General features: G+C 55.5%; 13 protein-coding genes. 6 read left to right on the top strand and 7 right to left on the bottom strand.

All coding sequences use genetic code 11. From position 1 onward, the window contains the following. The first annotated feature begins 269 nt into the window (after positions 1-269). The 6 genes from CSC3H3_RS01975 (at position 270) to CSC3H3_RS01950 (ending at position 6,479) form a co-directional block, all read left to right on the top strand. Positions 270-1,220 (top strand): sugar-binding transcriptional regulator, encoded by a 951-nt coding sequence (locus CSC3H3_RS01975; protein ID WP_101270093.1) that lies wholly within the window; start codon positions 270-272, stop codon positions 1,218-1,220. 198 nt (positions 1,221-1,418) lie between these two features. Beyond that, positions 1,419-2,732 (top strand): ABC transporter substrate-binding protein, encoded by a 1,314-nt coding sequence (locus CSC3H3_RS01970; protein WP_101270091.1) that lies wholly within the window; start codon positions 1,419-1,421, stop codon positions 2,730-2,732. A gap of 110 nt (positions 2,733-2,842) precedes the next feature. Further along, positions 2,843-3,715, top strand: a complete 873-nt coding sequence (locus CSC3H3_RS01965; protein WP_101270089.1) for a carbohydrate ABC transporter permease — start codon at positions 2,843-2,845, stop codon at positions 3,713-3,715. Positions 3,716-3,724: 9 nt separating this feature from the next. Next, entirely contained in the window at positions 3,725-4,558 is an 834-nt protein-coding gene (locus CSC3H3_RS01960; RefSeq protein ID WP_101270087.1) for a carbohydrate ABC transporter permease, read from the top strand. 40 nt (positions 4,559-4,598) lie between these two features. Continuing rightward, positions 4,599-5,612 carry an ABC transporter ATP-binding protein gene (locus tag CSC3H3_RS01955; RefSeq protein ID WP_101270085.1) on the top strand — a complete coding sequence of 338 codons (1,014 nt, stop codon included), beginning with the start codon at positions 4,599-4,601 and terminating at the stop codon, positions 5,610-5,612. Positions 5,613-5,708: 96 nt separating this feature from the next. Further along, positions 5,709-6,479, top strand: coding sequence for an SDR family NAD(P)-dependent oxidoreductase (locus tag CSC3H3_RS01950; protein ID WP_101270084.1), 771 nt, complete (start codon positions 5,709-5,711; stop codon positions 6,477-6,479). A gap of 173 nt (positions 6,480-6,652) precedes the next feature. Here CSC3H3_RS01950 and CSC3H3_RS01945 read toward each other — a convergent pair whose 3' ends face one another. From CSC3H3_RS01945 to CSC3H3_RS01915, 7 genes are all read right to left on the bottom strand, one after another. Continuing rightward, the gene (locus CSC3H3_RS01945; protein WP_101286059.1) at positions 6,653-7,891 is read right to left on the bottom strand and encodes a winged helix-turn-helix domain-containing protein; all 1,239 of its coding nucleotides are present in this window, start codon (positions 7,889-7,891) and stop codon (positions 6,653-6,655) included. A 226-nt stretch (positions 7,892-8,117) separates the two neighbouring features. After that, the gene (gene folD, locus CSC3H3_RS01940) at positions 8,118-9,017 is read right to left on the bottom strand and encodes a bifunctional methylenetetrahydrofolate dehydrogenase/methenyltetrahydrofolate cyclohydrolase FolD (RefSeq protein ID WP_101283367.1); all 900 of its coding nucleotides are present in this window, start codon (positions 9,015-9,017) and stop codon (positions 8,118-8,120) included. A 1-nt stretch (position 9,018) separates the two neighbouring features. Beyond that, positions 9,019-9,324: a DUF167 domain-containing protein gene (locus tag CSC3H3_RS01935; protein WP_245881233.1), complete on the bottom strand. Its 306-nt coding sequence runs from the start codon at positions 9,322-9,324 to the stop codon at positions 9,019-9,021. A gap of 60 nt (positions 9,325-9,384) precedes the next feature. Beyond that, on the bottom strand, positions 9,385-9,672 hold the full coding sequence (locus tag CSC3H3_RS01930) for a YggT family protein (RefSeq protein ID WP_101270077.1): 288 nt from the start codon (positions 9,670-9,672) through the stop codon (positions 9,385-9,387). Positions 9,673-9,815: 143 nt separating this feature from the next. After that, the gene (locus tag CSC3H3_RS01925; protein WP_101283366.1) at positions 9,816-11,462 is read right to left on the bottom strand and encodes an ABC transporter permease; all 1,647 of its coding nucleotides are present in this window, start codon (positions 11,460-11,462) and stop codon (positions 9,816-9,818) included. 55 nt (positions 11,463-11,517) lie between these two features. After that, positions 11,518-12,474 (bottom strand): ABC transporter substrate-binding protein, encoded by a 957-nt coding sequence (locus tag CSC3H3_RS01920; RefSeq protein ID WP_101270076.1) that lies wholly within the window; start codon positions 12,472-12,474, stop codon positions 11,518-11,520. 15 nt (positions 12,475-12,489) lie between these two features. Beyond that, on the bottom strand, positions 12,490-13,623 hold the full coding sequence (locus CSC3H3_RS01915; RefSeq protein WP_101283364.1) for an ABC transporter ATP-binding protein: 1,134 nt from the start codon (positions 13,621-13,623) through the stop codon (positions 12,490-12,492). Positions 13,624-13,626 lie beyond the last annotated feature (3 nt).

The following is a 13,626-nucleotide window of genomic DNA, read 5'->3' as shown; positions in this document are numbered from 1 at the left end:
GAGGAAATCAAAGCCCGCCTGCAAAAATGCAATGAAACTGTCATTGCCTGTCAGCCGGACTGAACCAAGCCGCAATCGGATTGACGGTTTTCACACTGCCTGGTCCTGCCTGCCGTCTGGCTTTGCCACCGGTTGCAGGTGGTGGGAAAAACGGCACCATATTCCGTTTGGGGTCACCGGCATGATCTGCCGGACATACAAGATCGGAGCACAACCACAGCGCAGGCCCGCTGCGCATTTGCCCAACAAGAAAAAACCGGAAGACAGGGATGGTAAAACGTACCCGTAAAGAAGCAACCCGCCTTGATGAAGCCGCCCGTGCTGGCTGGCTGTATTATTGCGCAGGCAACACGCAGGATGAAATCGCCACCAAACTTGGCGTTTCCCGACCGACCGCACAGCGCCTGGTTTCGGCCGCCATCAGCGAAGGGCTGGTAAAGGTGCGCCTGGATCACCCGATAGCCGATTGCATGGAACTGGCTGCACGCCTGCGCGACAGGTTCGGCCTTGAACAATGCGAAGTCGTGCCGACGGACCCCGCCGCCCCCGATGCCATGTTTGGCATTGTCCAGGCAGCGGCAAGCCTGCTGGAACGTGTTTTACAATCCCCCGATCCCAAGGTGATTGCACTGGGCACCGGGCGCGCCATGCGCGGCATGGTCAATGAAGTGCAGCGCATCGATGCCAGCCACCACAAAATCGTTTCCCTGGTGGGCACCATTGCCACCGATGGTGCGGCAAGTTTCTATGATGCCGTAACCGAACTGGCCGATTTGACCCGCGCGCCCCATTACCCGCTTTCAATTCCTGTTATCGTGCCACGGGCCGAACAGCGCAAACCGATGCAGGAACAGGCCCCGATGGACAATATCCTGCATCTTGCCGCGCGCGCAGATGTCAAATTTGTCGGTATCGGCCAGATGGGCGATGACGCCCCGCTTCTGGTCGATGGCTTTATCACCCCGGCCGAACTTAAAAGCCTGCAGGAACATGGCGGCATTGGCGAGCTGATCAGCTGGACCTTTGATCGGAACGGCCAGATCCTGGATCATGATGTCAATAACCGCGTGACCAGCGCCCCGCTGCAATATCCGGCGCAAAATACAATTGCGGTCGCCAAGGGCGCGAAGAAAGTTTCTGCGATTCGCGGGGCGATGACAGGAAAATTAATTACATCGCTGGTTACCGACGAAGCGACAGCAAAAGCTTTGCTGCGCTAAATCGAAAAAACTTCTTATTCAAATTCAATAAACTAGCCAAAACCCGCGGGCTCGTGCCGCGGGTTTTTCTGTTGCAACGCACAATCGAATTCGGTTGACAAAGGATATGAAAATTGAGTGAATGCTCATGTCCTGAACAAATGATCAAAATGGACGACACAGTTTGTCCGACGGGAAAGAGTCCTTTTGGGAGGAATTATGAGAAATATTATGGGAGCAGCGCTGTGCGCGCTGTTGGCCGGCGGCGTCGCATTTGGTGCCAGTGCCGAGACCAAGCTGACGATTGCTACGGTTAATAACGGTGACATGATCCGCATGCAGAAGCTGACGGATGACTTCACCAAACAAAATCCCGACATTTCGGTTGAATGGGTTACTCTCGAAGAGAACACCCTGCGCCAGCGCGTCACCACTGACATCGCCACCAATGGCGGCCAGTATGACATCATGACCATCGGCACCTATGAAGCTCCGATCTGGGCGAAAAAGGGCTGGCTGGCACCGCTCGAAAATCTCGGCGCCGACTATGACGTCGACGACCTGATGCCGGCAATCCGCTCGGCTCTGAGCAACGAAGACAAGCTGTATGCCGCTCCGTTCTATGCCGAAAGCTCGATGATGATGTACCGCAAGGACCTCTTCGAGAAAGCCGGTATCGAAATCAACGGCCGTCTGACCTGGGACCAGACCCTCGACATCGCCAAGAAGCTGCATGACCCGGCAAACGGCGTCTACGGCATCTGCCTGCGCGGCAAAGCCGGCTGGGGCGAAAACATGGCTCTGATTTCGACCATGGGCAACGCTTACGGCGCACGCTGGTTCAACGAAGAATGGAAACCGGAATTCAACGGCCAGGAATGGAAAGACGCCCTTTCCATGTATGTCGACATTCTCGGCAACTACGGTCCTCCCGGTGCGACCTCGAACGGCTTCAACGAAAACCTGTCGCTGTTCAACGCTGGCAAATGCGGCATGTGGATCGACGCAACCGTTGCTGCTTCCTTCGTGACCAACCCGAAAGATTCCAAGGTTGCTGACAAGGTTGGCTTCACCGAAGCTCCCTGCGCTGTAACCTGCACCGGTGCCAACTGGCTCTGGGCATGGAGCCTGGCTATCCCGGCTTCCTCGAAAAACACCGAAGCTGCCGAAAAGTTCATCGCTTGGGCAACCTCGAAATCCTACATCGAACTGGTCGCCAGCAAAGAAGGCTGGGCGAACGTTCCCCCGGGAACCCGTATGTCGCTGTACCAGAACGAAAAATATCTTGATGCAGCTCCGTTTGCCATCAAGACCCTTGCTGCAATCGACAGCGCCGATCCGATCAACTCCACTCTGAAGCCGAAACCCTATGTTGGCGTTCAGTTTGCTGCGATCCCTGAATTCCAGGGTATCGGTACCGTTGTCGGTCAGCAGTTCTCTGCAGCACTTGCCGGTCAGGTCACTGTTGACCAGGCCCTGGCAAGCGCACAGGAAAGCACGGATCGTACCATGCAGAAAGCTGGTTACTACTGATCCGGATCCTGTGATCTGACCTCCTTGACCTGGTAGACTAGGGTGGCGGCATTTCCGCCACCCCTTTTCTTCCCGGGTCAGTCAAAGACACTGCAAACGGGGAGCGCACCATGTCGACACGGGCCTCGACCCTGGCCGGGCGCGTTATGTCCGCACCGTCGATCATCGCCTTGTTTTTGTGGATGATCGTGCCTTTGGGCATGACAATTTACTTTTCATTCCTTCGCTATAACCTGCTCACGCCGGGCATGGAGGAATGGATCGGTTTTGTTAATTACAAATTCTTCCTGACTGATCACGCCTTTTTTGCTTCCCTTGCCAATACCCTGATCCTTGTCGGATCCGTCCTCGTTATTACCGTGGTAGGGGGTATTCTGGTCGGCCTTATGCTCGATCAGCCGATTTTCGGCCGTGGCATTTTGCGTATTTTGGTCATTTCGCCGTTCTTTATTATGCCGACGGTGAATGCGCTGGTCTGGAAAAACCTGCTGATGAACCCGGTTTCCGGCTTTTTCGCCTGGATATCGATGTCTCTTGGCTTCGAGCCGATCGACTGGTTCACCCAGGCACCGCTGACCGCCATCATCATCATGGTGGCCTGGCAATGGCTTCCTTTTGCAACGCTGATCCTGCTGACCGCCCTGCAGTCACTTGATCGCGACCAGAAAGAAGCCGCCCAGATGGACGGTGCCGGTCCGATTGCGATTTTCTTCTATATTACCCTGCCGCACCTCAGCCGTGCGATCACGGTTGTCATTCTGATCGAAACGATCTTCCTGCTCACCGTGTTTGCCGAAATCTTTGTGACCACCGGCGGCGGACCAGGTCTTTCGACCACCAATATCGCCTTCCTCGTCTATACCCAGGCCCTGCTGCAATATGATGTTGGCGGTGCTTCGGCGGGCGGTATCGTTGCTGTCATTCTTGCCAATATCGTTGCGATCTTTCTGGTTCGCCTCATTGGCAAAAACCTGGACGCATAGGGGGCAGAAATGGAAAAAAATTTCAAATCACCATTTGGCCAGCTTGCCTATTCGGTCTTTGCCTGGATTGTCGGTCTTGCAATTTTCTTCCCCATTCTCTGGATGGGACTGACCAGCTTCAAATCCGAAATTGATGCGGTAAACATGCCGCCTCTCTTTATCGACTTTGACTGGACACTGGAAAACTATACCGGGATCCTTGCGCAGTCGAACTACTTCAAGTTCGCCATGAACTCGGTCATCCTGTCGTTTGGCTCCACGGTTATCGGCCTGCTTTTCGCAGTTACCTGCGCCTGGGCAATGGCCTTTAACCCGACCAAACGCACCAAGGATACCCTGCTGTGGATGCTGTCGACCAAAATGATGCCGCCGGTTGGCGTGCTGGTTCCGATTTACCTGGTATTTCGTGACTGGGGCCTGCTGGACAGCCGTTTTGGCCTGATCATGGTTCTGTTCCTGATGAACCTGCCGATCATGGTCTGGATGCTTTACACCTATTTCAAGGAAATCCCCAAAGACATCCTTGAAGCCGCCCGCATGGATGGCGCAACCCTGCCCAAGGAAATCTTCTTTGTGCTGTTGCCCATGGCGGTGCCCGGTATCGCATCGACAATGCTGCTCAATATTATTCTCGCCTGGAACGAAGCCTTCTGGACCCTGAACCTGACGACTTCGGATGCCGCCCCGCTGACCGCCTTCATCGCCTCGTATTCCAGCCCCGAAGGGCTGTTCTGGGCGAAGCTGTCGGCAGCATCGACCCTTGCGGTTGCGCCCATCCTGATCGTTGGCTGGTTCTCGCAGAAACAGCTTGTCCGCGGTTTGACCTTTGGCGCGGTGAAATAAACCGCAGCCGACCCAAGTTTTACAAGGAAGGAACACCAAAATGGGTGCAATCCGACTGGAAAATGTCAAGAAGACCTTCGGGAACATCGACGTTATTCCCGGTGTCGATCTTGAAATCAATGACGGCGAGTTTGTCGTTTTCGTTGGCCCGTCTGGCTGTGGCAAATCAACCCTGCTGCGCCTGATCGCCGGCCTCGAAGATGTCACCAGCGGCAAGATCATGATCAATGACGTTGATATGGCCGATGCCTCGCCGGCAAAACGCGGCCTGTCGATGGTGTTTCAGTCCTATGCGCTTTACCCGCATATGACTGTTTACAACAACATTGCCTTTGGTCTGAAGATGGCTGGTGAATCCAAAGCCGTCATCGATGAAAAAGTCCGCAATGCCGCAAAAATCCTGAACCTGACCGATTATCTGGAACGTCGCCCCGGCGCGCTTTCCGGTGGTCAGCGCCAGCGTGTCGCCATTGGCCGTGCCATTGTGCGTAACCCGGCTGCCTTCCTGTTTGACGAACCGCTTTCCAACCTTGATGCGGCCCTTCGCGTCAATATGCGTCTGGAAATTACCGGTCTGCACCAGGAACTGAAAACCACCATGATTTACGTGACCCACGACCAGGTCGAAGCCATGACCATGGCCGACAAGATCGTGGTGTTGCAGGCAGGCCGCATCGAACAGGTCGGCAAGCCGATGGACCTTTATGCCAACCCGGCAAACAAGTTTGTCGCAGGCTTTATCGGTTCACCGAAAATGAACTTCATCGAAGGCGATTACGCCAAGGCATATGACTGCCATTGTGTCGGCATTCGCCCCGAGCACTTTGTGATCAGCCAGGAAACGCAGGGCGCGGGTGCCATCCCGGCGACTGTGAAAATTGCTGAACATCTGGGTGCTGAAACCTACCTGCATGTCAATGCAGACAATATTGGCCCGATGACGGTCCGTGCCACCGGCGAAGTTCCGCTTGGCGAACATGACCGTATCTGGCTGACGCCGGACGCCGAACGCATACACCGCTTCGATGCCAGCGGAAAAGCCATTCCCCGCTAAGGGAACTGGCAAATTTCCGGAACAGGGTTGTTCTTGCACCCTACGACCAGACGGCCCTGTTCCAGTTTTCCCCTCCGACCAAACTGCGAGATCAAAATGTATCTGAAAATGTTCGATCTGACCGGACGCCGCGCCTATGTCACCGGGGGTGGCCGTGCTATTGGCCTTTCCTGCTGCGAGGCTCTTGCTGAAGCCGGTGCACATGTGGTTATCGGCGACATCAGTGCAGAAGTTGCCGAAGAAGGCCGCGACTACCTGAAATCGAAAGGCTATGAAGCCAGCATCGATCTGATGGACGTCACCAACCCCGATCAGGTCCGCGCCAGCGCAGCCAAGCAGGCCGAACTCGGCGGCATTGATATCCTGGTGAACAATGCCGGTATCGCACGTTCCGAAACGCCTGCCGAAACCGTTGCAGACGAACACTGGCGCAACGTTATCGACGTCAACCTGAACGGCACCTTCTGGTGCTGCCGTGAATTCGGCAAGCAGATGCTTGAGAAAAAACGCGGTGCGATCGTCAATATCGGTTCCATGTCCGGCTTTATCGTCAACAAGCCGCAGGAACAGGCCTATTACAACGCCTCCAAAGCAGGCGTTCATCACCTGACCAAATCGCTTGCTGCCGAATGGGGCGCACGCGGCGTTCGTGTTAACGCGGTTGCACCGACCTATATCGCAACCCCGCTGAACGAATTCGTCAAATCCAAGCCGGAAATGTACGACGCCTGGATCAACGGCACCCCGATGGCTCGCCTTGGCGAAACCCATGAAATCGGTTCTGTCGTTCTGTTCCTGGCTTCCGATGCGGCAAGCCTGATGACCGGTTCCATTGTTTTGGCTGATGGGGGCTATTCCTGCTGGTAAGGAGGCAGGTCTAGCCAACGATCACATTGTCCTGAAACTCATTTGTGATCGGGTCAAGACAAGGAAAGAACGGGGCGTGGTTGTGGGACCTACGCCCCGTTCGCTTTTTATCAGGTGGCATCATCTGGCAGGGCAATAACGCCACCATGATGACTACCCTTCCTGCCGCCCGTTTAAATGCTGCCTTTCTGTGCCGCAAGGCGAATGGAAAACGGGTTCATTTCCCTCACCACCACATCATCCAGACCCAGAAAAACCGCAAGCTGGCACAAATGCCGGTGCAGCGCTGCTGCGACGATATCATTATCGCGCCCGTCTTCGGCATGGGCGGAAAATGCCCGCAAAACCTTTGCCTGCCGGTCTGCTTTCAAATCCACGCGCGCAACAAAATCACCATCCAGCATGAAAGGCAGCACATAGTAACCATACTGCCGCTTTTCGGCCGGGGTATAAATTTCGATGCGGTAATTAAAGCCGAAAATCCGTTCAACGCGGTCTCGTTCCCACATGACCGGGTCAAACGGCACCATCAGGGCCGTGGGCGATGATCGCCGCCTTATTTTGGCATCGGGTGCAATAAAGGCCGGTTGGGTCCAGCCTTCGACACTGGCTGGCAGCAGATCACCATTTTCAACCATTTCAGCCACCCGTGCCTTCGCATCCTCCGTTGGCAGCCGGAAATATTTGCGAAGGTCGGCAATGGTGGCCACACCCATGGCAACTATGCCCTTGGCGATCAGGGCACGCTGGGCAACATCGCGGGGCAATAGTGCCTCATGGGCCATACTGCCAATGATGCGATGGGGCAGGTCATATTCCCGTTCAAACGACCCACGCCGCTTGCGCGCCATGACCTGGCCGCTCCAGAACAGAAATTCCATCGCCGCCTTGGTTTTGGTCCAGCCCCACCATTGGCTTCCGCCTTCACGGGGTTCGTCATGCAATTCGCTGGATGCTGTCGGGCCTTCCCGTTCAAGATGCTGTAAAAGGCTGCTGACAAATTCGGGATGTTCGCGCGCGGTGCGGGCAATGCCGCCCCACATGCCCTGCCCGTTCAATGCATCTTCCATCCGCCAACGATAAAGCGGGTAATCTTCCACCGGGATCAGCGATGCTTCGTGGCCCCAATATTCAAACAGCTTGCGCTGCTTTGCCGTGCCCCAGCTTAATTGGTCCAAAAGGTCGCGGTCATAAATGCCCAGGCGCGAAAATACCGGCATGTAATGGGCACGGCTTAACACATTCACACTGTCGATCTGCAACATATTGGTTTTACGGATCATCTTCATGATCCGGCGGCGATCAACCGGTTTACCGGCATCTGGCGTTTCAAATCCCTGCCCCGCCAGGGCAAGATGGCGCGCCTGCTTTGCCGAAATCGACACAGGCTTGGTGGCGGTCACTTCAGGCATGTATTCCTCGGCGGATATGCGGTTATACAGGGGCGAACCCTGACTGTTTTCAAAAACTTGCCGCGATCCTAACACAGCCTGCTGACAGTTTTGGCAGTTGATTTTCTGTTTTTGTTCCCCTGCCATACGCTTGTCACCGCCAATCACAGAAACACCATGCAGACAAAATAAAACGGGGCCGGTTTTCACCAGCCCCGCTTCGATAATGTTTTATCGCGATAACAGCTTAGCTATCAAAACCCAGGTTGGGGGCTTCAACGCCATTGGCCCGGCACGCGGCAATCAGGGTGTTGTTCAGCAGGCAGGCAATCGTCATTGGGCCGACACCGCCGGGAACCGGGGTGATCGCACCGGCAACTTCAACGGCGCTATCAAAATCAACATCGCCGACCAGTTTCATTTTGCCATTTTCGCCTTCGATACGGTTGATGCCCACATCAATCACCGTGGCACCCTTGCCAATCCAGTCACCCTTGATCATGTTGGGGCGGCCAACGGCAGCAATAACGATATCAGCGCGGCGGACTTCCTCGGGCAGATCGCGGGTGCGCGAATGCGCGATGGTGACGGTGCAGTTTTCCTTCAGCAGCAACTGTGCCATCGGCTTGCCAACGATGTTGGACCGGCCCACAACCACCGCCCGCTTGCCCGACAGATCGCCCAGCGTATCTTTCAGCAGCATCAGGCAGCCATAAGGGGTGCAGGGTGCAATGCCGTCGCCCCCCGTTGCCAGTGCGCCCGCATTGATGATGTGAAAACCATCCACATCCTTTGCCGGGTCAATCGCGGCAAGAACAGCATTTTCATCAATGTGTTTGGGCACCGGCAGCTGGCAAAGAATGCCATGAACATTGGGGTCGTTGTTAAGCTGCGTAATCAGCGCAACCAGGTCTTCCTGGCTGGTGGCGGCGGGCAGTTTATGTTCATAGGAATTCATGCCGCATTCAATGGTCTGCTTGCCCTTGTTGCGGACATAAACCTGGCTGGCCGGGTCTTCACCCACCAGAACCACGGCAAGGCCGGGAACGATCCCGTGTTCGGCCTTCAGCTTGGCAACTTCGGTTGTGATATCACCGCGCAGCTTTGCGGCAAATGCCTTGCCATCAATGATTTTCGCATTGCTCATATCAGTTCTCGCCCGTCCATATATTGATTTGCGCCATGATCTGCATTGCATCACCGGCAATGGTCAAGACCTTATTGCGATCGGTCTGGCCGCTCACAATTTCGATCGCCGATTTGGGCCATTTGGCCGTTTTCGCCAGCAATTTGACCAATGCCTCGTTTGCCTTGCCGTTTTCCGGCACAGTCGTAACTGTTGCCTTCAAACGGCACTGTCCATCTGCATCCTGATGGCAACCACCTACCGCATTGCGCGATGCCTTGGGCGTCAACCTAAGATAAAGCCGGACCGCCCCGCCATCAGGCAGCATTTCGCATGCAGGTTTTGCTATCATCAATAAACAGAAATCAACAGAACAAAGGCGGCATTACTACATCATCTTTGCGAACAGCTCAAACAGCAGGTTTTGCGCGAAACTCAGCAACAAAATCAGCACAACCGGCGACAGGTCGATACCGCCAAGATTGGGCAAAATCGCCCGGATGGGCCGCAAGGCCGGTTCGGTAATACGGTAAAGAAAATCACCGACCATATAGATGAAACGGTTGCTGGTATTGATGACGTTAAACGCTACCAGCCAGCTCAGGATCGCCTGAAGAATCAAGCACCAGATATAAAGCTTGATCACTGTGCTTATCAGGATCAGGACAGATTGCATTACCGCTCCTTCGTGTTGTCTTGCCCGTTGGGATGACGGAAACCAGTTCATCGCGAAGGTAATGACAAGGACGGAGCGGCGCAAGCGCGAAGCCACCCAAACGCCGGGTTTTGGTCAATTTTCCCGGTATTTCCAATCAAAAATCAGAACAACCGGCCCTGTTTTCGCGCCCAGATCGCAACGGCAACCGGAATGGTCATGGTAATGGCAATTGCCATCACGCTCATGGCCATGCCCATACCGACCGATCCCTGCTCGAACTGCCGCCAGATAAACAGTGCCACCGTCTTGGTGCCGATGGGTGCTAACAGAATGGTGGCCACCAGTTCACGCGCGGCAACCGCAAAAACCAGAAGCATGGCAGCAAGGATGCTGGGAAAAATCAGGGGCATCAAAATGCGGAAAAACACCTTGATCCCGCCCGCCCCGGCAACCCGTGCGGCATCTTCCAGGCTGACACTGACCTGGCGCAAGGCCGCATTGGCATAACGCACCGGATAGGGCAGCAGCAAACAGCAATAGGCCAGCACCAAAACCCCGATGGTATTATACGGCGTTACCGGCAGCCACGGCTGGTTCCACGCCAGAATAAGCCCGACCGCCACCACAACACCGGGGATGGTATTGGGCATCAGGGTCAGAAAATCGAGGATGCGTGACGAAACCGTGCGCTGGCGCACAACGACATAGGCCGTCATGGTGCCCAGAATACCGGTAATAACAGCAGCGCCCAGCCCCAGCGACAGGCTGGTGCCCAGGGCCTCCATCGCACCGCCGGAATTGGCGAAAATCTCGGCAAAATTTTCGGTCGAGAAGTTATCGGCACTTAACCCGCCGGAAATGGTGCGGGTTGATGCCGTCAGGACGACCGACAAAATCGGCATAACCGCCCCCAGGAACCCGATAATGGCAAAAAAGATCACCACCGGAATACGCCATACCCCCAGTTCGGCGGGGCGGCTGGCACCGGGTTTGCCCGATACGGTTTGAAAATCGCGGCGCGACACAATGCGATGCTGCAGGACAAACGCCCCCATCGCAATCACCACCAGAATAACCGACAATAACGACGCACCAGGCAGGTCAATCGGGTAATCCGACAGGCGCTGTTCGATCCCGGTGACCAGCACCAGAAAACCGCTGCGTGCTGCCAGTGCGGCCGGTGTGCCGAATTCTTCGATCGACATGGCAAAAACCAGAAGCAGGCTGGCGGCAATTGCCGGCGTCGTCAAAGGCAGGGTAATACGCCAGAAAGACCGCATCGGCGGGCAGCCCGCCACGCGCGCCGCCTCCAGATACCGCCCGCCAATCGACGAAACCATGCGTGAAATGGCAAAATAAACGACGGGAAAAACATTTAGCGTCATGACAAACACGACGCCCCAAAATGAAAAAAGAAAACCACCAAAATTAATGCCGGTTATCTGTTCCAGATAACCGCGTGGCTGCAGGGCCATGATCCAGCCAAGCGCTGCGATATAGGGCGGAATGGTAAAAGGCACCAGAAACACCACATCCCACAGCCCGGCAAACGGCACCCGAAAAAGCCCACGCAAAATACCCAGCGGCACGGCAACCAATGCCGAAACCAGCACAACACTGCCGCCCAGCATCAGGGTGTTTAACGTCCAGGCAATCAGGTGTTTGTCAAACAGGGTTTCGACAAACCGGGAAAACGGATTGGCAAAAATACCCCGCGCGATATCGGGAAAAATGGCCTGTAACACCACAAACAGCAGCGGAAACGCCACCAGAATGATCAAAACAGGGGCAACGGCGGCAAAAATCATGCCGCCGTTGCCAAATACTCGCGATTTCAAAGATGTCAGGCGCACGTTGGGCCTATTATTCCATGCCAAAGGTTTTGGCGAAGCGATCAAGAACGGCCTTGCGGTCGGTTTTCGGATCAACTTCCAGAATTTTCAGATCCGCGATCAGCGGGCGGTCAGCCTTGACGTCGGAACGCGCCGGCATCAACTGGGTTTTTGCCACCATCGCCTGGCCCGCATCGGACAGAACGTAATCGATGAATTTTTTGGCTTCGTCCTGATGGGACGAGGTTTTCAAAATCATCATCGGACGCGGGGCAATCACGGTGCCGCTGGTCGGGAAAACAACTTCGATGGATTCACCCTTGGCTGCCTGTGCCAGACCAATATAGTCCACCGCACCAAACACAACAGCCTTGGCACCCTGCAAAACCGGGTTCAGGGCCTGGGCATTGGCACCAGGAACGATCATTTTGTTTTCAGCCAGGCCTTCAAACAGCTTCCAGCCCAGATCAGGCTGTGCGGCCAGTGCCGCGGTCAGCTCATAGGCCGAACCGGACTGTGCCGGGTCCGGCATCGTGATCAGGTCTTTATATTCCGGCTTGGTCAGGTCCGACCAGTCTGCCGGTTTCGGCGTGCCGCTTTTCGGGTTCCAGGCAATGGCCAGCGCCGAAATACCCTGGGCCACATAACCCGGGCCTTTCAGGAAATCAGGAACGGTTTTGGCATTGTCGCTGGTGTAATCCAGCAGCATGTCTTTTTTGGCAAAGCTGGTTGCCGTTTTCCATGATGCCGAAATAACCACATCGGCAACCGGATTGGCCGATTCAGCTTCAAGGCGGGCCATCACCTTGCCGGTGGTTGCCTGAAACACATTCACATCAATGCCGGTTTCATCCTTGAAACCTGCTGCCAGCTTTTCGATCAGGCCCCCCGGACCCGCCGTGTAAACCGTGACGCTTTGCGCCATGGCATTTCCCGTCAGTGCAAGGCAGGCGAAACCTGCAAGCAGAACCGTTTTCAGGCTTTTCATCTTAGTCATCCCCTTTTACGCGTTATGTGTGCGTTCGGTATGTGAAGTGTCGTGCGGATACCAAAAGGCCCGATCCCACGAGATATCAAGGTCGTGAACCGTGCCGTCCCCAAGGCGTGTGGCACTGAACATTTCAATGGCGATATTCTGGTCAAAACGCATCTGAACGGCGTAACCATCGCCGCGAAACATGCTGTGAACGACCGTGCCGCTAATGGCATTACCGTTGCGTGCCCCGTTATTCACACCCGATGCCATCAGGGCCGAACGCGGCAAAAACAAATCCCCCGACCGGCTGCCATTAACCAGCCCGGCTGGCGGCGACAGGCGATGGGCACCACCGCCAATAACCAGTTCGCCATTATTGACTTCGGCGGGCAAAACCAGCCCCAGCTTCAGAAAATCAACCACCTGCGGCGAGGTCGGGCGACCAACGAGCTGTTCTGGCGCATCAATTTGCAAAATATTGCCGCTATGCAAAATGGCGACACGATCGGCAATGGCAAAGGCCTCGCCATGATCGTGGGTGACGTAAACCGCCGTCATGCCCAGTTTGCGCAACAGGGCGGCAATATCGACCACCAGGCTTTCGCGCAATTCACGGTCCAGGTTTGAAAGCGGTTCATCAAACAAAACAAGGCGCGGGCGCGATACAATTGCACGCGCAAGGGCAACACGCTGCTGCTGCCCGCCCGAAAGGGTGCCTGGCTGGCGGTCTGCCACATGGCCCAGCCCGACCATTTCCAGCGCACCGGCAATGCGGGTGTCGCGTTCAGCGCGGCCAATATTCTGCATTTCCAGCGGGAAGCCGACATTCTGCGCCACAGTCATATGTGGCCACAGCGCGTAATCCTGAAACACCATGCCAATCGAACGCCGTTCCGGCGGCACAAACGCCCCCGACGAAGCATCTGCCACCAGCTGGTCGCCAATATGAATGCTGCCTGTTGTCGGGCGCGAAAGACCGGCCAGTAACCGCAACAATGTGGTTTTGCCACAGCCCGACGGGCCAAGCAGGGCAACGACCTCGCCCGGTGCAACGGCAAGATCAATGGCTTCAAGCACGGTATTGCGACCAAAACGCTGGGATGCGCCGGTCACAACAACCGGCGAACCGGCCTGCCTGGTGGAATTTTCAGCGGAAATCATCGG

Source organism: Thalassospira marina, assembly GCF_002844375.1.
GTDB lineage: Bacteria > Pseudomonadota > Alphaproteobacteria > Rhodospirillales > Thalassospiraceae > Thalassospira > Thalassospira marina.
Note: the sequence above shows the minus strand (reverse complement) of the source record. Positions and strands in the feature narration are given on the sequence as shown.

Excerpts from the sequence above, each read along its gene's own strand:
- CSC3H3_RS01975 (WP_101270093.1), top strand. The coding sequence starts at position 270 with ATGGTAAAACGTACCCGTAAAGAAGCAACCCGCCTTGATGAAGCCGCC.
- CSC3H3_RS01970 (WP_101270091.1), top strand. The coding sequence starts at position 1,419 with ATGAGAAATATTATGGGAGCAGCGCTGTGCGCGCTGTTGGCCGGCGGC.
- CSC3H3_RS01965 (WP_101270089.1), top strand. The coding sequence starts at position 2,843 with ATGTCGACACGGGCCTCGACCCTGGCCGGGCGCGTTATGTCCGCACCG.
- CSC3H3_RS01960 (WP_101270087.1), top strand. The coding sequence starts at position 3,725 with ATGGAAAAAAATTTCAAATCACCATTTGGCCAGCTTGCCTATTCGGTC.
- CSC3H3_RS01955 (WP_101270085.1), top strand. The coding sequence starts at position 4,599 with ATGGGTGCAATCCGACTGGAAAATGTCAAGAAGACCTTCGGGAACATC.
- CSC3H3_RS01950 (WP_101270084.1), top strand. The coding sequence starts at position 5,709 with ATGTATCTGAAAATGTTCGATCTGACCGGACGCCGCGCCTATGTCACC.
- CSC3H3_RS01945 (WP_101286059.1), bottom strand. The coding sequence starts at position 7,891 with ATGCCTGAAGTGACCGCCACCAAGCCTGTGTCGATTTCGGCAAAGCAG.
- folD (WP_101283367.1), bottom strand. The coding sequence starts at position 9,017 with ATGAGCAATGCGAAAATCATTGATGGCAAGGCATTTGCCGCAAAGCTG.
- CSC3H3_RS01935 (WP_245881233.1), bottom strand. The coding sequence starts at position 9,324 with ATGCTGCCTGATGGCGGGGCGGTCCGGCTTTATCTTAGGTTGACGCCC.
- CSC3H3_RS01930 (WP_101270077.1), bottom strand. The coding sequence starts at position 9,672 with ATGCAATCTGTCCTGATCCTGATAAGCACAGTGATCAAGCTTTATATC.
- CSC3H3_RS01925 (WP_101283366.1), bottom strand. The coding sequence starts at position 11,462 with ATGATTTTTGCCGCCGTTGCCCCTGTTTTGATCATTCTGGTGGCGTTT.
- CSC3H3_RS01920 (WP_101270076.1), bottom strand. The coding sequence starts at position 12,474 with ATGAAAAGCCTGAAAACGGTTCTGCTTGCAGGTTTCGCCTGCCTTGCA.
- CSC3H3_RS01915 (WP_101283364.1), bottom strand. The coding sequence starts at position 13,623 with ATGATTTCCGCTGAAAATTCCACCAGGCAGGCCGGTTCGCCGGTTGTT.